The following is an 18,791-nucleotide window of genomic DNA, read 5'->3' as shown; positions in this document are numbered from 1 at the left end:
AAGTATTTTTTTTATTTTAATTGTTGGAATATGAAATAGTGTGAAAATCGATACTATCCTAAAAAGGGTGTAAGTTCAAAATTTCAGGGTTAGGTTATTTATAACTTAATCCTGTTTTCAAATATAGCTAAAAATTGATTTAGTATCACTCCCCAATTTCTGATTGGCATGGTCCATTTTTTAGTGCTTTCTCTCAAAGCTAAAAACACGGATTTCATAACTGCTTCATCGGTTGGAAACGAGAGTTTGTTTTTTGTGTATTTCCGTATCTTTCCATTTAGGTTTTCTATAAGATTTGTGGTGTAGATTATGGTTCTTATTTCAATAGGAAAATCAAAGAATACTGTAAGCTCATCCCAATTATTTTCCCAACTTTTAATGGCGTAAGAATATTTAGAATCCCATTTAGTTTTGAAGTCATTTAAAGCAGCTTTGGCAGCTTCTTTTGTAGGAGCAGTATAGATTTGCTTCATGTCACGAGTAAATTCCTTTTTGTCCTTCCAGACCACGTAACGACACGAATTTCTTATTTGATGCACAACACAAATTTGAGTCGTTGATTTCGGAAAAATAGTTTTAATAGTATCCGTAAATCCATTTAAATTATCGGTAGCTGTGATAAGTATATCTTGAGTTCCTCGAGCTTTAATATCGGTTAAAACACTCATCCAAAAGGCTGAAGATTCATTTTTACCTAACCATAATCCTAGGACTTCCTTTTTGCCATCTGTTCTCAGGCCTACTGCAATATAAATAGTCTTGTTTATGACTTTAGAGTTTTCCCTAACTTTTAAATACGATGCCATCCATCCAAACAATTAGGTAAGTGGCCTCCAAAGGCCTGTTCCGCCAAGCAATAACATCTTCTGTAATCTTATCTGTAATCCTTGAAATAGTGGATGTAGAAATATTAAAATCGTACAGCTCACGTATTTGTTCTTCAATATCACTGTTACTCATGCCTTTGGCATAAAGCGATATAATAATATTTTCGATGCCTTCTGTTGTACTTTCTCTTTTCTTTACAATTAAAGGATTAAAAGAACTATCACGGTCTCGAGGAACTTGAATCTCTGTTTCTCCTAAAACGGATTTTAATTTCTTTTTAGTGTAACCATTTCGAAGGTTGGCTGCTTTACTTTTTTTGTGCTTATCGTAGTCTAAATGGGCATCTAGTTCCCCTTCTAGTAACTTCTCAATACCACGTTTGTGCAACTGTTCTAAAAAGGATGTTAGCTCTGGTGCATTCTTGAATTGTTTTAAAAAGTCTTCGTTTAATAAATCTTCTGGTTTCATAAGTGTGTAAAAGTTAAAATTAATGAATAAAAAAATCTCAGATTAATATTTAACCTGAGATTTTAAAACTTACACAGTTTATGAGATACTGCCTGAAAATCACGTCAATTAATTGGTATCTATATATTGAATTACTCTATTTATATCAATTTTTTTTATTGCTTTAGCTGGATTACCGGCAATCATCATGTTTTCTTCAATAAATGATTTATTTACAACAGCATTTGCTCCGATAGCAGTATTATTAGCTATAGTAATATCACCATAAATTTTGGCACCAGGAGCTATATATACATTGTCTCCAATTTGTGGAGCTTTACTAGACCCGCCTGATGCTCCAATATTAGTACATACATGAATTCTACAATTCTTTCCAACTTTGGCAGCACTGTTAACTACTATAGTTCCATAATGAACTATAGATAAACCTGGTCCAAAAACGTTTATAGGTATTGAAAATCCTAATTTCTGAGAAAGGTTACGGTATTTGTATTTTAAATAAATATAATAAATTTTATAAACACCTTTATTTTTACAGTTATTATGATATTCTAGCTTTCGTAAAAGTTTTTGAAATTTCCAGTTGGGACTAGGAAATAAAGAATTCTTTAATTTATCTGTTATAGAATTAGAAGATATATTGAGCGCTTTTTTATCAGCAATTAAATATAAATTATATAATTTTTTAGAGGTAATCATAATTATTTCTAAATTTATTTTTTGTTGCTCATTGTTTACTAAAGGTCGTGAATTAATTGATATAATCTTATGGAACGTAACTTCGATAATATTTTTTTATTACTAAGTGAATTTAAGGTAGCATAAAATGTCTACCAAGATTACACATATTGTTATATTCATTTATTAAAGTAGTATGTTATTCTAATTATTTTTAATTTTTTTTGACAGCCCACTGCTATATACAGCTAAAAATTTCTATAATATAATACTATAATTAAGGCTAATAATCTTTGTTTGTTTATTGATAATATTTTTTAATTAAATTATATAATGAAGTTTTGTATTAATAGGCTTAAATATTTTTATGTTTTAAAAGATTAATTGAGATACAGATTTATAGAAAATATTTCTGTTTATAATTTTTCAATAAAATTTTGTTGATAATCTTCTTTTTGTTTAAAAATAATAACACTGTCAAAAAATGCAATACATATTATAACAGCCCTTATATATAGAAAATAGTGCGAAACAATACCTTCAAATAGTAATAACAGTACTAAAATGAAATAAAAAAAGTTATTCGATGTAAATGAAAGTTTTAAACTATAAAGTAAATAAATAAGATATATAATTAAAACAATAAACCCATAGTTTACACCTATAAACAGATAAAAGTTGTGAGTGTTTTGAGGAAATATTCTAATATCAGAACTATAAGCAGTCCCCTGTCCTAAGGGGTGGGACATAAATTCATTAGCAAATTTTATAACTAAATCACCTCTTCCATTACCAGAGCCAACATCGTCAGAAAGAGTCGTGCTATCACCTTTTCCTAATAAATAGTCTAATCGCTCCCCCGCAGATCCTGCGGCATAAATCGGAAACTTTTCTTTTATATAGTCTGCAAATACTAAAAGACCAATATATAAACTCGCAAGAACCATTATCATTTTAAATGTGTTTTTCATAAGCTTTTGAAAGTTTATGTTGAATTTCGTATCCCAATTATTTGTATAGCCTAAAATAATTATGAAAAGTATGGAAACTAAACCTCCCCTAGAAAAAGTAATAAATACAGAAGCAACCATTACCAAAATAAACATATTACGTTTTAGATTATTTCTCTGTAAAAAATATAGGGCACCAAGAGATAAAAATTTTAAACCAGCAGCGGCCCGATTTGGATTTGCACCAAACCCTCCTTTTCTTACAAGGTCTTCAAGAGCTTGAGTGTGTTTAGGTAATCCAAAGAAAAGATCATACCATATGCTAGAAGAAAGTATTAAGAATGATATAAAGAAAACTGCAAAAATAATTTTTTTGTTTTCTGATCTGAAAAACTGGACTGTAAAAATATAAATAAGTATTGTAATTATATTTAAAGTTATCTCAGTAATTATAGTATCGATTGGGGCGGAAGAAAAAGAAGTATATATTATTGAAAATAATAAGAAAATAAAAAGTAATTTAAAGGTATGTGTTTTGAAAACTTGAGTAAGCTCCTTTAAATGATATCTTAAAAGACATAATACAAAAAATAATGGAATTAAAAAATAAGCGGGTTCTACAGGTATAATACCTATTTGAGATAAAAAAATATCAGTAAATGATGCAAATAGGATAATAAGAAAAGCTATTATATACTTCATATTAGTTGGGGCTTTTAATCAAATTATTTAAAGCTAGTTAAAACTTGCTTATAATGAAGTGGGATTAAATATGATTTAAGATTTAGTTTTAATAATTCTAACATTTTTTTATTAAATACAGACATTAAAATCCAAGATAAAAAAGATGATAAAATTAAGGAATAAGCTGCAAACTTAACGCCCATTGTAGATAAGAAGAGGATGTTTAATAAAATATTAGATATAACACCAATAAATTTTATTTTGAATAAATAATTTTCTTCGTTTTCCACAATCATTAAATTAGTTGTTAAATTACTTTGAAAGGAAATTATTAAATTGAGACATAATATCTTTAATATGTCAAAGCTTTCAATATACTCTATACCATAAAGATAAAGAATTATATATTTTCCAAAAATGTAAATAAAAACAATTATTCCCATTGCTAAATAATTTAAAATTCCGTAAAGTGTGAAAATCAAATCATAATATTTCTTTTTATTTGTTTGGGTTTTTAAATCCGCAATTTTAGGAAAAATAATTGGAATAATTAGTGAGGGGATTACATACCAAATTTGAGAAAGAATTATACTAGTTCCATATAATCCTAAATCATAAGCGGTTAGGAAGTGTTTTATTAATACCTGGTCAAACCTCGCGTAAATAGCTGTTAATAAAGCTCCTAGTAATAAAGGCCAAGATTGTATAAGTAATTTTCTTAACAACCTTTTGTCGAAACTGAGAGATTTTAGTTTTATTTCAAAATTTAAAAAAATTAATAAACCGATTAATATAAATAATCTTTCTAGAGAATAAATAGTTATAAAATAAATTAAACCAAGCTCATAATAAATACCTGCTATTAGTAGAACAGATTCAATTATAAGTGTAACTAGTGTAATAGGAACATATATGTTTGCTTTCATTTTATATTGAAAATACGTGGTAATTACTTCTGACGATTGAAATATTATTGATAAACTAGCTATAACCACAGCCCAATAATGGGAATCTGTTTGATAAAAAAATATATAGGAAGATAGTAATATGATAATAAGAGAGGAAACGACTAATCTTGAAAGTAAAGCCGTACCTATTATTTCTTCTTTATTATAATTCTTATTTGACAGGTACTTTATTAAAAAGGAATATCCAAATCCTAGTGTAGAAAAAGAATATAATATTGTGAAAATAGATATCCCTAAATTATACCAACCAAATTCTGTTGCTCCTAATAATTTGGCAATTTTAGATACAATGAAAATAGTTATTAATGTTCTAATGACTAAACTCAATACAACCCAAATAGAGTTGGTTATATAAATTTTAAATTTCTGATAGTACAGTTTTAGTTGATCCATTGGGACATATAGTCAAATTTTGAACAAGGTATATAATTATGATATTCAATAGTTATTTTTTTGTTAAAAGACCAAATTATTCGTTTATCATTTAAAGATTTTAGGACTGTGTTTATTAGCTTTTTGAACTACATAGATAGATTTCTTTGGAAAGTAAATAGAGTTTTTAAAAATCAAATTGTTCTTTTGACGTCTAAATTGTGTATTTCATCGTAAATACTTTTGAGTTTAAATTATAGCTAATAGATGTTTTTAATAAATTAAAGTAAGTTTTTTCATTCAAAACAATACACTTTATCGAATAAATATGTATTTCATGATATTTATATATAAGTTTGATGAAGTAAAGTTGAAATAATCCCAATTGCCCCCAAATTTTTAGTACAATGAACTTAACCAAATCTCGCGTTTCAAGTAAAATTGAAGCGCTTCACATTATTATTAGATTATTTCTATTTATAATGTTAAGCAACTCTGCTGTTTATGCTCAGCAATATCCTAAAGAAACTGTTATGAGTAAAGTAAATTACACTCCTCCTAAGTCCTTACCAACTTATTTAGAGCCATTTCAGGATGAAAATTTCAATAACACTATTACACGTATATCCGATTTATCACTATTTGGAGGAGATGTAATTGGTTTAGTTCATTCATATTCAAAAAGACAAGCCTGGAATTCTGATCAGTCTTTAATTTCATTGAGTTCATCAAATATTTTAGATGGTAAGACTTATAAATTGCTATCTAATAATAATATAGGTAATTTAGGGTGGAGTAATACCAATCCATTGATTAATTATGGTACTTCAGTACGAAGTAATTTTCTTAAAATTTATAAGTTAGATCCAATAAGTTTTAAGAATAATCTAATTTTTACAAAAACTTTTAGTAATTATAATGTTTTATCACATTGGACTTCGGAAACTAATTTATCAACGGATGATAGATATATCTCATTATATGGGACTAGGCAGAGCTCAGGTACAGATTGTTGGGTTGTTATATACGATATAAAAAATGATTTAATTGTTACTGAAACAAATATAGGCACTCCATTATCAAATATTAATTGGATATCTATGTCTCAGAGTGGTGATTATGTTTTAATTCAATATAATACACGTGGTGGAGGTAAATTTGAAGGGACAAAATCCTACGATAAAAAATTAAATTTACTTCGACATCTTACAGATATCAATCCTCATGGAGATATTGGTTTCGATCAAAATGGGAAAGAAGTTTGGGTATCAAATGATGATAATTATATTAGAAGTATTACTTTAGAAGGGAATGATAAAGAAATTCAATATAGTTATGTGTCAGGTGGACATGTAAGTTGTCGAAATATAAATCGTCCAGGTTGGGCATATATAAATGATCATGGAGATATTTCTCAACCTCAAGACTATGCGGCGTTTAGGGAGATTTTTGCAGTGAAATTAGATGAAAAAGTAACAGGGAAAGTTATTGTTAATAGGTTTTCTAAAACATATGCAAAAACAAATAAAAAATACTATCATGAACCGCATGCCTCAGTAAGTCCAGACGGTACTAAATTAGTTTTTAAATCTAATATGGAAATTGATGAAGTAGAAGTACAAAAACATCCTTTTGCTTGGGTTGTTGAATTTTCTCAAGATTCAGATGTAGCAGTTAATATAGAAGTTAACGCCGGTGAAGATCAAACAATCTGCAAGGATGATGAAGTGACATTAAAAGCTACAGGTGCTTCAACTTACGAATGGAGTACAGGAGAAAAAACACAAAGTATTACTGTTTCACCAAACAGCACTACAACATATACAGTTACAGGAAAGGACGATTCTGGTAATTCAGATACAGATGAAGTGAAAGTTACTGTTCAAGATTTACCAACAATTGATGCGGGTGATGATGTTGAAGTTTGCGAAGATAGTTCTGTTCAACTAACAGCGAGTGGGTCTGGTGATTTTAAATGGAGTACAGGCGAGACAGCCAAAACAATAACAGTTAAACCCGATAAAACAACCACGTACACGGTTACTGCTTCAAACGGAACATGTTCAAGTTCCGATGAAGTTACAGTAACCGTGTCTCCCAGGCAAACGATAAACGCCGGGAGCGATAAAACAATTGATTTAGGAGAAAGCACTACGCTGTCAGTATCTGGAACAGGATCTATTAAATGGAGTACAGGAGAATCTACGCCTGATATTACCGTTTCACCAGAACAAACAACAACTTATACCGTTACTGTGTCTCAAAACGGATGTGAATCTCAAGACCAAGTTACCGTTACTGTAAATGCTAATAAAGTTGAAGTAATTGCCGATGCCGGAGACAATCAAACGATTTGTGAAGGCGAGACGGTTACACTTACCGCTAGCGGCGGAACAAGTTATAAATGGAGTAACGGATCAACATCATCATCAATTTCAGTATCACCAAATACAACAACAACGTATAGTGTTGAAGTTTCGGAAGACGGCGTATCGGATACTGCAGAAGTGACTGTAAATGTAAATGCATTACCAGTTGCTAATGCTGGCGCTAATAAAACAATTGATCAAGGCGAGAGCATCACTTTATCAGCGTCAGGTGGAACACGTTATATTTGGAATACCGGTGAGACAACTCAAAATATCACCGTATCACCAAATCAGACTAAAATCTATACTGTTGAAGTTTTCAATGAAGGTGACTGTTCAGATTCAGACCAAGTTACCGTTACAGTAAACATTCCACAAATAATAGTTAATGCTGATGCCGGAGACAATCAAACGATTTGTGAAGGCGAGACGGTAACACTTACCGCAAGCGGCGGAACAAGTTATAAATGGAGTAACGGAGCAACATCATCCTCAATTTCAGTATCACCAAATACAACAACAACCTATAGTGTTGAAGTTTCGAAGACGGCGTATCGGATACTGCAGAAGTGACTGTAAGTGTAAATGCATTACCAGTTGCTAATGCTGGGGCTAATAAAACAATTGATCAAGGTGAAAGCATCACTTTATCAGCGTCAGGTGGAACACGATATATCTGGAATACCGGTGAGACAACCCAAAATATCACAGTATCACCAAATCAGACTAAAACCTATACTGTTGAAGTTTTCAACGCAGGCGACTGTTCAGATTCAGACCAGGTTCGAGTAACAGTAAACATTCCACAAATAGAAGTTAATGCCGATGCCGGAGACAATCAGACGATTTGTGAAGGCGAGACGGTAACACTTACCGCAAGCGGCGGAACAAGTTATAAATGGAGTAACGGAGCAACATCATCCTCAATTTCAGTATCACCAAATACAACAACAACCTATAGTGTTGAAGTTTCAGAAGACGGCGTATCGGATACTGCAGAAGTGACTGTAAATGTAAATGCTTTACCAGTTGCCAATGCTGGTGCTAATAAAACAATTGATCAAGGTGAAAGCATCACTTTATCAGCGTCAGGCGGAGCAGATATATTTGGAATACCGGTGAAACAACCCAAAATATCACTGTATCACCAAATCAGACAAAAACCTATACTGTTGAAGTTTTCAACGCAGGCGACTGTTCAGATTCAGACCAAGTTACTGTTACTGTAAATGCTAATAAAGTTGAAGTGATAGCCGATGCCGGAGACAATCAAACGATTTGTGAAGGTGAGACGGTTACACTTACCGCTAGCGGCGGAAGAAGTTATAAGTGGAGTAACGGAGCAACATCCTCATCAATTTCAGTATCACCACATACAACAACAACCTATAGCGTTGAAGTTTCAGAAGACGGCGTTTCAGATACTGCAGAAGTGACTGTAAATGTTAATGCTTTACCAGTTGCTAATGCTGGCGCTAACAAAACAATTGATCAAGGTGAAAGCATCACCTTATCAGCGTCAGACGGAACACGATATATTTGGAATACCGGTGAGACAACTCAAAATATCACTGTATCACCAAATCAGACTAAAACCTATACTGTTGAAGTTTTCAACGCAGGCGACTGTTCAGATTCAGACCAAGTTACTGTTACTGTAAATGCAAATAAAGTTGAAGTGATAGCCGATGCCGGAGACAATCAAACGATTTGTGAAGGTGAAACGGTAACACTTACAGCTAGCGGTGGAACAAGTTACAAGTGGAGTAACGGAGCAACATCATCCTCAATTTCAGTATCACCAAATACAACAACAACCTATAGCGTTGAAGTTTCAGAAGACGGCGTTTCAGATACTGCAGAAGTGACTGTAAATGTAAATGCATTACCAGTTGCCAATGCTGGCGCTAATAAAATAATTGATCAAGGTGAAAGCATCACTTTATCAGCGTCAGGCGGAACACGTTATATTTGGAATACCGGTGAAACAACTCAAAATATCACTGTATCACCAAATCAGACAAAAACCTATACTGTTGAAGTTTTCAACGAAGGCGACTGTTCAGATAAAGACCAAGTTACTGTTACTGTAAATGCAAATAAAGTTGAAGTGATAGCCGATGCCGGAGATAATCAAACGATTTGTGAAGGCGAGACGGTTACACTTACCGCTAGCGGCGGAACAAGTTATAAATGGAGTAACGGATCAACATCATCCTCAATTTCAGTATCACCACATACCACAACAACCTATAGTGTTGACGTTTCAGAAGACGGCGTATCGGATACTGCAGAAGTGACTGTAAATGTAAATGCTTTACCAGTTGCTAATGCTGGAATCGATCAAACTATCGAAGACGGTGAAACAGTAACTTTAAGTGCCTCTGGAGGTACTGGTTATTTATGGAGTTCAGGAGAAACTACCAAAAATATTACTGTAAGTCCAAATGTAACTACAATTTATACTGTTACAGTATATAATGCTAGTGGTTGTTCTAGTACAGATGATATTATGGTAACTGTTGAAGCCTTTAAAGTTGAAGATACAGAAGTAGAGCCATTAGATTTTGAATTCAGTATGTATCCGAATCCTGCAACAGATGTTTTAAATTTAAAAATTGCAGGTTTAGAAGATAATACTCCTGTTAGAATTTACGATATGTCTGGTAAACTACTGTATAATGAAGTTATTGCTTCTGATGGAAGCTTGATGCACGAAACTTTAGATGTGTCTAGATATCCTAAAGGGGTTTATTTAATATCTATTCAACGCCGAGGGGTGCCTATTACTAAAAAATTAATTTTACAATAATAGAAAAGCAAAGTTTAAAAGAACCGTCTAAAATATTTAGACGGTTTTTTAATGCTTATATTTTTGAGCGGTTTTATGAAGGATAATAAACAACACAAAATGTTAAAAAATATATAAGTTTAAATCTATTTTAATGTGATAAATAGGATATTCACATATATTTGAAATCAGTGATACTGCCGTATTGCATCTATATCAAAATTTTAATGAAAAATAATTAATTATGAATAAAATAGTATTACTTCTTGTTTTTATGATTGTCGGTTCTGTAAATGCTCAAATTTTAGAGCCTGTAAAATGGTCGACTTCTGTGACTAAAGTTTCAGAAACTGAATATGAATTGGTGGCTACGGCAACTATAGATCAAGGGTGGCATTTGTATTCTCAAACAGTTCCGGAGGGTGGACCAATTCCTACAACTTTTACTTATAAAGGAAGTAAGGATTATTTGAAAAAAGGAAATACTCAAGAAGAGCAAGGTCATATAATCGACGATCCTATTTTTGAAATGAAAATAAAATATTTCGATGGTGAAGTTGAATTTAGACAACGTGTTAAAGTGAAGGGAGATATACCTTTTACAGTAAATGGTGTTGTAGAATTTATGGTTTGCGATGATTCTAGATGTTTACCACCTACAGAAGTTGATTTAGAATTTATTGTTAAATAGTACATCAGTCGTTACTAAAAAGACAAGTTTATAAAACGAAAAAAAACCTTCAATAGACTACTGTTGAAGGTTTTTTTATACGAATACTATTTATTCTACAGTATTAGTCTTCTAGTTTGACATCGTCATTTAATGCAGGACGATGCTCTTGATTAGCCAATTGCCATGCTGTAGCAAAAACAAGCTGAGCTCGTTTTTGTAGCATAGGGAAATTAATTTTATCTACGGTATCTGTAGCTTTATGATAATCCGCATGAGTACCATTAAAATAGAAAATTACAGGAACGTTGTGCTTCGCAAAATTATAGTGGTCTGATCTAAAATAGTAACGGTTTTTATCGTCTAAAGCATTATACGTATAGTCTAATTCTAGGTTGAAATAAGTATCGTTTGTTTTTTCAGATACTTCATGTAGGTCGTCACTCAAACGGTCAGATCCAATTAAATAAATATAATCAGGGTTGTCTTTGTGCTTATCGTCTACACGTCCTATCATATCAATATTTAAATTAGCAATGGTATTTTTTAAAGGAAATACAGGGTGCTCAGAATAATATCGTGAACCGTATAATCCTAATTCTTCTCCTGTAACATGTAAAAATAAAATACTACGTTTTGGTCCTTCACCATTCAAAGCAGCTTGTTTAAAAGCTTGTGCTATTTCCATAATAGCAACTGTTCCAGAACCATCGTCATCAGCACCGTTATAAATTTCACCTTTAATAACTCCAACGTGATCTAAATGTGCAGAAATTACAATAATTTCTTCTGGTTTTTCAGACCCTTTTATATAAGCGAGTACATTTTCTGAGTCTTCGATGTTTTCAGGTAAATAGGAGGCAGGCACATGCTGATAATATATGGTGTCCTCTATAGGAGAAGAGATTTGCTCCTTAATATAAAACGCCTTGATATAATTTGCAGCTTTCTTTTGTCCTGGAGTACCTGTGGCTCTTCCTTCAAAATCATCTGAAGCATAAATTTCTAAATGCTGTTTAAGATCTGTAGTTGTAATTGTGTTAGCATATTTTCTAACTAAAGTAGAATCTAATAACGAATTAGGATGTTGTTCTACGGTATTAGAATTTGTATTTGCACAAGCAGCAACAAAAAATAAGGAAGAAAAGGCTAAAATAAAATGTAAAGGCATCTGTTTTTTATTATAATGTTTATTGTTCATAGGTTACTTTTTAAAATTTAGATTTAACGGTTTCCAGCCCATTGTCTTCTGCTTCTAACTCCTCTAAATCATCAAGGGTATCGTCAGTTTCGTTTTCTAAGGCTTGCTGTTCTATAGTTTCTTTTTGTGGAGATACAATTTCTTTAGGAATAAAGATGAATTTATAAGCTAGCAGTATAAGTGCTAAACCACTAAGTAACATAGCAAGCTGCGCTGTTTTTTTAGATTTTATATTGTGCTTAGATAATTGTAAACCATAATACCCTAAAAGTATAGCTGTAATTCCTGGAATAATGGCAAATGTAAAAGCCGGTAAAGTAGCCCAAATAGTAGCTATAATGGCTAAAACTAATGCTGTTACGACACTTATTTTTCTCATGATTTAGTTTTTAATCTGAAGTCATTCTGATAATAGGGCGAAAAATACAATTTTTTCTAAATTAAAGATGAAGTTTAAAACCAGAAAAGCCCTTTTATAAGATAAAAGGGCTTTTTAAGGTTACTATATATAATATATTGTTCCTATTTCCATCCACCACCAAGGGCTTCGTATAAATCGACTACATTTAATAATTGTTGTAATTTACTATCTACCACACTAAGCTCGGCATTTAAAGCTGTAGCTCTTGCAGTTAGTAAATCTAAATAATTAGCATATCCATTATTTAATAGAATTTCAGAGTTTTCTTCAGCTTTTCTAAGAGCGACAACTTGATTTTCTATAAATACAATTTTTCGTTTTTCGGCATCGTATTTATACAAGGTATTAGAAACTTCGTTTCCTGCTGTAAGTAAAGATTTTTCGAAATTTAATAGTGCTTGTTCTTGTTGAGCTATCGCAACTTCATGTTGAGTTCTTATGCTACGTTTGTTTAAAAGAGGCTGTGCCAAACCACCAATTACATTGGCGAATATAGAATTGGCGCTAATCCAATCTTTTAAATCTAAACTTTGGAATCCTCCAGAAGCTGTTAAGGTTAAAGATGGATAAAACTGACTTTTAGCAACGTTTGTCAATTCGAAAGCATTTCTTAAAGCATATTCGGCAGCCATAACGTCTGGTCGGTTTCTTAATAAAACAGATGGTACACCAACTTTCATGTCTGTTTCTAAAGTCTGACTGTCTAATTCTGTTCTTTCAATTGTGTTGGCACTTTTACCTAAAAGTAAATTCAGAGTGTTTTCAGTTCTAAAAATAGCAGTTTCAATATCTATTTTTAATGCACTTGCATTATTAAACTGAGCAATACTTTGGTCTACGGCAACCTGATTAACCTGTCCAGCATCTTTTAATGCTTGTATGGTTTCAACACTTTTTTCACGTGTAGCAATAGATTCGTTAGTAACTTTTAATTGCGCATCTAAAGCTAAAAGTTGATAGTAAGTGGTAGCAATACTAGATACTAGCATGGTTTTTACAGCACGGTGAGCGGCAACAGATTGTAAGTAATTCGCGTCTGATGCACGTTTAGCACTTCTAATCTTTCCCCAAATATCTGCTTCCCATGATAGGTTTGCAGCTAATTCATATTGATCTATACCACCGTTAAATAATGAACCAAATTGGCTGTTTTTAGATAACTCCTGGTGTGTTGCCGTAGCGCCTACGCCTATAGTAGGTAAATATCCTGCCTTTCCTTGTTTTGCATAAGATTCGGCTGCAGCCATTTGCTGAATGGCCATTCTTATATCGATATTGTTTTCTAAACCTTCTTCAATATATTGATTTAGATAGGTATCGGTAAACAGGTCTTTCCAAGATACATCTGCCATAGATATACTATCTGTTGGCAGATTATCCGTTCTGTATAAATCTGGTGTTTCTTCAAATTCTGGTCGTTCATAATCTTTTGCAACAAAACAGCTTTGTAGTGTTAGCATAGCAAAAAGTAAGACCGCAACTTTACTAAATAGGTTATGTTTTATAATTGATATCATACGATTATTGTTCTATGTGTTGTTCGATTACTGCAGGTTTACTAGATACTTTTTCTTGTAACCATTGGAATAAAATAAATAAGATTGGTATAATAAATATACCTAAGAATGTACCGATTAACATCCCTCCAACAGCACCTGTTCCTATCGATTTGTTTCCTTCAGAACCAACACCTTTTGCTAAAACTAATGGCATTAATCCTAAGATGAAAGCTAAAGAAGTCATTAAAATAGGACGTAAACGTGATTTTGCGCCGTGGAAGGCGGCATCAACAATACTTTCTCCATTTTTCCGTCGTTGTAAAGCAAACTCTACTATAAGTATGGCATTTTTTGCGAGTAACCCGATAAGCATTATCAGTGCAATTTGGAAATAAATGTTGTTTTCTAAACCTAAGAATTTTGTACTTATATAGGCTCCAAAGACTCCAAAAGGAAGTGATAATACAACCGCAAATGGTAATAAATAACTTTCGTATTGTGCACTTAATAAGAAATACACAAATAAGATACTTAATATGAAAATAAACGTGGTTTGGTTACCAGCATTTACTTCTTCACGTGTTAACCCAGAATATGCAATAGAATAATTACTAGGTAATTTTGCAGCTTCTTCTTCAATAATTTTAATCGCATCCCCAGTACTAAATCCATCGTTGGTTGCACCAGTAATTGTTGTTGAATTAAATAAGTTGAATCTGGTTACAGACTGGGGACCGTACACACGTTTTAAATTTACAAACTGTGTAATAGGCGCCATTTCGCCAGAATCTGTTCTTACATACATACTGTTTAAAGCATCTTCATTGGCTCTGTCTTCTGGTAAAGCTTGAATGTATACTCTAAATTGCTTTCCGAAACGAGAGAAATCCGACGCATAAATTCCACCAATATACCCTTGAAGCGTCGAGAATATACTATTAATAGGGACTCCTTTTTCTTTCGCTAATGGCACATTAACTTCCATTTCGTATTGAGGATACTTGGTGTTAAAAGCAGATTGTGCATATTTAATTTCTGGATGCTTCATTAAAGCACCTGCAAACTCCTGATTCATTTTATCTAAATCGGTAAATTCTCCTCCAAATTTATCTAATAAGTTAATCTCGAATCCAGCAGAATTACCAAATCCTCGAATACTAGGAGGGGCGAAGAATATAATATTTGCTTCAGGAATGGCTGCAGCTATACCAAATAATTTTCCGGTAATAGCGTTCGACGATAATGATTCGCCTTCACGTTCACTCCAATCTTTAAGTTTTATAATTCCGAAACCAAAGTTACTACCTGCACCACTAATTAAACTTCGTCCTTTAATAAAGTTTACACCATCAAGACCTTCAACATCTTTAATTCGTTGGTATAAATCTTTAGACACAGCATCTGTTCTATCTAAAGATGAACCTGCTGGCAATTCGATGTTTGCGAAAATAATCCCTCTATCTTCATTAGGTACAAATCCTGTTGGCGTTGTTTTTGCCGCCCAGAAAATACCTGCAACAGCTAATACTAAAAGTAAAACAGGAATCCATTTTTTTCTATATAAAAATGAAAGTGATTTTCCGTAGCGATCTACGGTAGCATTGAATCCGCGGTTAAACAATGTGTAAAAGCGTTGTAATTTACTTTTGTTTTTTAAATCTTCATCTTCGTGATGTGTTTTCAATAATAAAGCACATAACGCCGGACTTAATGTTAAGGCGTTTACTGCCGAAATTAAAATGGCAATAATTAACGTGACACCAAATTGTTCGTAGAATACACCTGTTGGTCCCGTTACAAAAGTTACAGGAATAAAAACGGCTGCCATGACTAGAGTAATAGATATAATGGCTCCAGATATTTCATTCATGGCAACTAAAGTTGCTGTTTTAGGATTCTTTTCACCTTCATCCATTTTGGCATGAACAGCTTCCACAACAACAATAGCATCATCTACCACAATACCAATGGCGAGTACTAATGCAAATAGCGTAAGTAAGTTTATCGAATATCCGAAAACATTCAAGAAAAAGAACGTTCCAATAATTGATACCGGAACCGCTATGGCCGGAATTAACGTAGATCGGAAATCTTGTAAGAAGATAAATACCACTAAGAATACAAGTAAGAATGCTTCTAAAAGTGTATGTATTACCTTTTCTATAGATGCATTTAAAAATAAACTAGTATCGTAAGGCACGAAAACTTTTAATCCTTCTGGTAAATCTTTTTCAACCGTGGCTAAAGTCGTTTTAATATTCTCGATAATCTCTTGAGCATTAGATCCTTTGGTTTGGAAAATCCCCATAAACACAGCAGGATTTCCTAAACTCATGGCATTCGAAGAATACGATTGTGCATCTAATTCAATTTTAGCCACATCGTCTAATCTTAGAAATTCTCCATTTCCAAGCGCTTTAATAACAATATCTCCGTATTGTTGTTGTTCTTTAAAACGTCCGCTATATTTTAAAACATAAGAAAACGATTCTCCGTTATTTTCACCCAAAGTACCCGCTGCAGCTTCTAAATTTTGTTCTGCTAAAACGGCACTAATATCGGATGGTATTAAATTATACGCCGCTAATTTTTCAGGTTGCAACCACACACGCATGGCGTAATCTTGCTGAGAAAATACACTTACATCTCCAACACCGCTAATACGCTGCATGGCAGGAATAACATTAATTTTTAAGTAATTCTGAATAAATGTTGCGTCGTAATCTTCGTTTTCAGAGTACATAGAGATAAACATCAATGCACTTGTTTCTTGCTTTTGTGTGGTAACCCCAGTTGCAATAACCTCTGCAGGTAACAACGGATTTGCTCTAGACACACGGTTTTGAACGTTTACGGCTGCAATATCTGCATCCATTTCTTGGTCAAAATAAACAGTGATTTCTGCAGTACCATTATTAGATGCTGTAGAGGTAATGTAGGTCATACCTTCTACACCGTTAATTTGTTCTTCTATAGGAATAATTACACTCTCTAAAACGGTTTCTGCATTTGCTCCAGGATAAGAGGCTGCCACTTTAATTGTTGGTGGTGCAATATCTGGATATTCTTCAACGGGTAAGCTCGTGATGCTAATTACCCCAAGCATAACTATGATAATAGAAATTACCGTTGAAAGGACAGGTCTTTCAATAAATGTTTTTAACATATGTTCTTAATTTCTAGTTTTTAAATAAGGTTTCGATAGGCTTAGTTACTTCGTCGAAAGGGACGTCTTGAGGTGTAATTACCATATCGTTTCTAACTTTCCCAACACCTGAAGCTACAATCTTGTCGTTTGCATTTAGTCCAGATTCTAAAACGTATAAACCATCTATGGCAGCTTTAACTTTTATTAAGGTATTTTTTGTTTTATTATCTTCTCCTAATTTGTAAAGCATAACATTACCTTGTTGTTCATAGGTCGCTTTTTGTGGTACCACTATAGCATCTTCATAAATAATAGGGATTTGAACTTTACCACTGCTACCATTTGTAATTAAACGATTTGGGTTATCGAAAACAGCTCTAAGACTTACTGTCCCAGTATTTTGATTAACCTGTCCAGAACTGGTTTGTATTTTTCCTTTTATTGGGTAAATACTGCCATTAGCTAGAATTAAATTCACATCTGGATAGTGAGATAATTTCTCTTCTAAAGTTTTTCCTTCAGCATTTTGTAGAAAATCTAAATATTGTGTTTCGTTTAAACTAAAAAAGGCATACACTTTACTAATATCGCTAACTGTAGTTAATGGCGTTGGATCGCTAGGACTAATTAAAGTACCTTCTCTAAAATTAATGGCACCTACATAACCGTCTACCGGACTTTTAATGGTTGCGTAACCAATACTAGCATTTATACTGCTGTAATTTGCTTCAGCTTGTGCTAAATTTGCTTTAGCAGTTTGTAGTTGAACCTGACTAATAATACCTTGTTCTACTAAAGGCACTAATTTATCAACTTCAACTTTAGCAACGTTTACACGTGCTTTTGCTGCACCTGCATCTTGACTTAAAGATTGCGTTTCTAATCTAAATAAAACTTGTCCTTTTTTTACAGGTTCACCTTCATCAACCAATACTTTTTGAATGTATCCACTCACTTTTGCTCTAACTTGACTACTTACAATCCCTTTTATACTTGTAGGATAATTTTGGTAAGCGGTTACGGTTTTATTTTGTAATGTGGTAACAGGAAACGGTGGAGCTTGCTGTTGTTGCTGGGGTTGCTCAGATTTACTGTCTCCACAACTTATAAATGTTAGCGCTATTAGGGCTAGCGATACAATCATGTAATGTTTATTTTTCATACTATTTTTTTTTGATTTGACTATTAATTGGATTGATTGTGTTCTATTTTTTCTCTTAGTTTTAAGACGGACTTAGTAACTTCGTCTAAGAAAACAATGTAGTTGTTATGAAAATCTAAACTGAATTTTTCAGAATCATCTGTAATTAATTCGTTCATTTTATGTTTGTAAGATTTCATTTCTACATGTAATTGCTTTTCAGAAGTCCATGCTTCAACCATTTTTTCCATGTGGTTGACTATATGGCATTCACTTATCACGTAATACTTTTTTCGATCACCTTGCTTAGTGAAATATTCTAATTGCTTTAAATCTAATAGATGATTTAAATGTGTCGAGATTGTACTTTTACTTGCGCATAAGTTTATTACTAAATCTTCAAAAGTAGTCCCACCTTTTCCCGTAAGAATTACATAGGCAACAATACGGCTAGCAAGAGGAGCGAATTGATTCTTATTCTCTAAAATAACACCTAGCTTTTCTACAAGGTTATGTTTTTCTTCAAGAAGCTGTTTCTCCATAATTATTAAAATTTGGACAAATATAGTATTGGTTCGGAACTTTCCGAACTAATAGAAGTTA

Annotated in this window: 13 protein-coding genes and 1 pseudogene; 4 read left to right on the top strand and 10 right to left on the bottom strand. The window is 32.7% G+C overall.

Annotation, left to right across the window (positions count from 1 at the left end; genetic code table 11):
- Positions 1 to 98 precede the first annotated feature (98 nt).
- The 4 genes and pseudogenes from BN863_RS11365 to BN863_RS11350 form a co-directional block, all read right to left on the bottom strand.
- Positions 99 to 1,296, bottom strand: a pseudogene (locus BN863_RS11365) (IS256 family transposase).
- 108 nt (positions 1,297 to 1,404) lie between these two features.
- Positions 1,405 to 1,995 carry a serine O-acetyltransferase gene (locus BN863_RS11360; protein WP_038530662.1) on the bottom strand — a complete coding sequence of 197 codons (591 nt, stop codon included), beginning with the start codon at positions 1,993 to 1,995 and terminating at the stop codon, positions 1,405 to 1,407.
- Between the two features lie 395 nt (positions 1,996 to 2,390).
- Positions 2,391 to 3,626, bottom strand: coding sequence for an O-antigen ligase family protein (locus BN863_RS11355; protein WP_038530660.1), 1,236 nt, complete (start codon positions 3,624 to 3,626; stop codon positions 2,391 to 2,393).
- Positions 3,627 to 3,649: 23 nt separating this feature from the next.
- On the bottom strand, positions 3,650 to 4,969 hold the full coding sequence (locus BN863_RS11350) for a flippase (protein WP_038530658.1): 1,320 nt from the start codon (positions 4,967 to 4,969) through the stop codon (positions 3,650 to 3,652).
- 386 nt (positions 4,970 to 5,355) lie between these two features.
- Between BN863_RS11350 and BN863_RS11345 the strand changes: the two genes are divergently transcribed.
- From BN863_RS11345 to BN863_RS11330, 4 genes are all read left to right on the top strand, one after another.
- A complete protein-coding gene (locus tag BN863_RS11345) occupies positions 5,356 to 7,890 on the top strand; it encodes a hypothetical protein (RefSeq protein WP_038530656.1) in 2,535 nt (844 codons plus the stop codon).
- The gene (locus BN863_RS11340) at positions 7,887 to 8,546 is read left to right on the top strand and encodes a hypothetical protein (protein ID WP_038530653.1); all 660 of its coding nucleotides are present in this window, start codon (positions 7,887 to 7,889) and stop codon (positions 8,544 to 8,546) included. Before BN863_RS11345 ends, BN863_RS11340 begins: the two co-directional genes overlap by 4 nt.
- A 17-nt stretch (positions 8,547 to 8,563) precedes the next feature.
- Positions 8,564 to 10,129: a T9SS type A sorting domain-containing protein gene (locus tag BN863_RS11335; protein WP_038530651.1), complete on the top strand. Its 1,566-nt coding sequence runs from the start codon at positions 8,564 to 8,566 to the stop codon at positions 10,127 to 10,129.
- Positions 10,130 to 10,352: 223 nt separating this feature from the next.
- Positions 10,353 to 10,799: a protein-disulfide reductase DsbD domain-containing protein gene (locus BN863_RS11330; RefSeq protein WP_038530649.1), complete on the top strand. Its 447-nt coding sequence runs from the start codon at positions 10,353 to 10,355 to the stop codon at positions 10,797 to 10,799.
- Between the two features lie 103 nt (positions 10,800 to 10,902).
- Here BN863_RS11330 and BN863_RS11325 read toward each other — a convergent pair whose 3' ends face one another.
- From BN863_RS11325 to BN863_RS11300, 6 genes are all read right to left on the bottom strand, one after another.
- Positions 10,903 to 11,979 (bottom strand): M28 family metallopeptidase, encoded by a 1,077-nt coding sequence (locus tag BN863_RS11325; RefSeq protein ID WP_242404026.1) that lies wholly within the window; start codon positions 11,977 to 11,979, stop codon positions 10,903 to 10,905.
- Between the two features lie 10 nt (positions 11,980 to 11,989).
- Positions 11,990 to 12,358 (bottom strand): hypothetical protein, encoded by a 369-nt coding sequence (locus BN863_RS11320; RefSeq protein WP_038530647.1) that lies wholly within the window; start codon positions 12,356 to 12,358, stop codon positions 11,990 to 11,992.
- Between the two features lie 143 nt (positions 12,359 to 12,501).
- The gene (locus BN863_RS11315; RefSeq protein ID WP_038530644.1) at positions 12,502 to 13,917 is read right to left on the bottom strand and encodes an efflux transporter outer membrane subunit; all 1,416 of its coding nucleotides are present in this window, start codon (positions 13,915 to 13,917) and stop codon (positions 12,502 to 12,504) included.
- Between the two features lie 4 nt (positions 13,918 to 13,921).
- On the bottom strand, positions 13,922 to 17,065 hold the full coding sequence (locus tag BN863_RS11310) for an efflux RND transporter permease subunit (RefSeq protein WP_038530641.1): 3,144 nt from the start codon (positions 17,063 to 17,065) through the stop codon (positions 13,922 to 13,924).
- 13 nt (positions 17,066 to 17,078) lie between these two features.
- A complete protein-coding gene (locus BN863_RS11305; RefSeq protein ID WP_038530639.1) occupies positions 17,079 to 18,209 on the bottom strand; it encodes an efflux RND transporter periplasmic adaptor subunit in 1,131 nt (376 codons plus the stop codon).
- Positions 18,210 to 18,232: 23 nt separating this feature from the next.
- Entirely contained in the window at positions 18,233 to 18,730 is a 498-nt protein-coding gene (locus BN863_RS11300; RefSeq protein ID WP_038530636.1) for a GbsR/MarR family transcriptional regulator, read from the bottom strand.
- Between the last annotated feature and the right edge of the window lie 61 nt (positions 18,731 to 18,791).

It is taken from the genome of Formosa agariphila KMM 3901, from assembly GCF_000723205.1.
GTDB lineage: Bacteria > Bacteroidota > Bacteroidia > Flavobacteriales > Flavobacteriaceae > Formosa > Formosa agariphila.
This window is presented reverse-complemented; position numbering and strand designations above follow the sequence as displayed.

What these genes read in the sequence shown, in the direction of transcription:
- BN863_RS11360 (WP_038530662.1), bottom strand. Translation starts at nt 1,995, where the DNA reads ATGATTACCTCTAAAAAATTATATAATTTATATTTAATTGCTGATAAA.
- BN863_RS11355 (WP_038530660.1), bottom strand. Translation starts at nt 3,626, where the DNA reads ATGAAGTATATAATAGCTTTTCTTATTATCCTATTTGCATCATTTACT.
- BN863_RS11350 (WP_038530658.1), bottom strand. Translation starts at nt 4,969, where the DNA reads ATGGATCAACTAAAACTGTACTATCAGAAATTTAAAATTTATATAACC.
- BN863_RS11345 (WP_038530656.1), top strand. Translation starts at nt 5,356, where the DNA reads ATGAACTTAACCAAATCTCGCGTTTCAAGTAAAATTGAAGCGCTTCAC.
- BN863_RS11330 (WP_038530649.1), top strand. Translation starts at nt 10,353, where the DNA reads ATGAATAAAATAGTATTACTTCTTGTTTTTATGATTGTCGGTTCTGTA.
- BN863_RS11325 (WP_242404026.1), bottom strand. Translation starts at nt 11,979, where the DNA reads ATGAACAATAAACATTATAATAAAAAACAGATGCCTTTACATTTTATT.
- BN863_RS11320 (WP_038530647.1), bottom strand. Translation starts at nt 12,358, where the DNA reads ATGAGAAAAATAAGTGTCGTAACAGCATTAGTTTTAGCCATTATAGCT.
- BN863_RS11315 (WP_038530644.1), bottom strand. Translation starts at nt 13,917, where the DNA reads ATGATATCAATTATAAAACATAACCTATTTAGTAAAGTTGCGGTCTTA.
- BN863_RS11310 (WP_038530641.1), bottom strand. Translation starts at nt 17,065, where the DNA reads ATGTTAAAAACATTTATTGAAAGACCTGTCCTTTCAACGGTAATTTCT.
- BN863_RS11305 (WP_038530639.1), bottom strand. Translation starts at nt 18,209, where the DNA reads ATGAAAAATAAACATTACATGATTGTATCGCTAGCCCTAATAGCGCTA.
- BN863_RS11300 (WP_038530636.1), bottom strand. Translation starts at nt 18,730, where the DNA reads ATGGAGAAACAGCTTCTTGAAGAAAAACATAACCTTGTAGAAAAGCTA.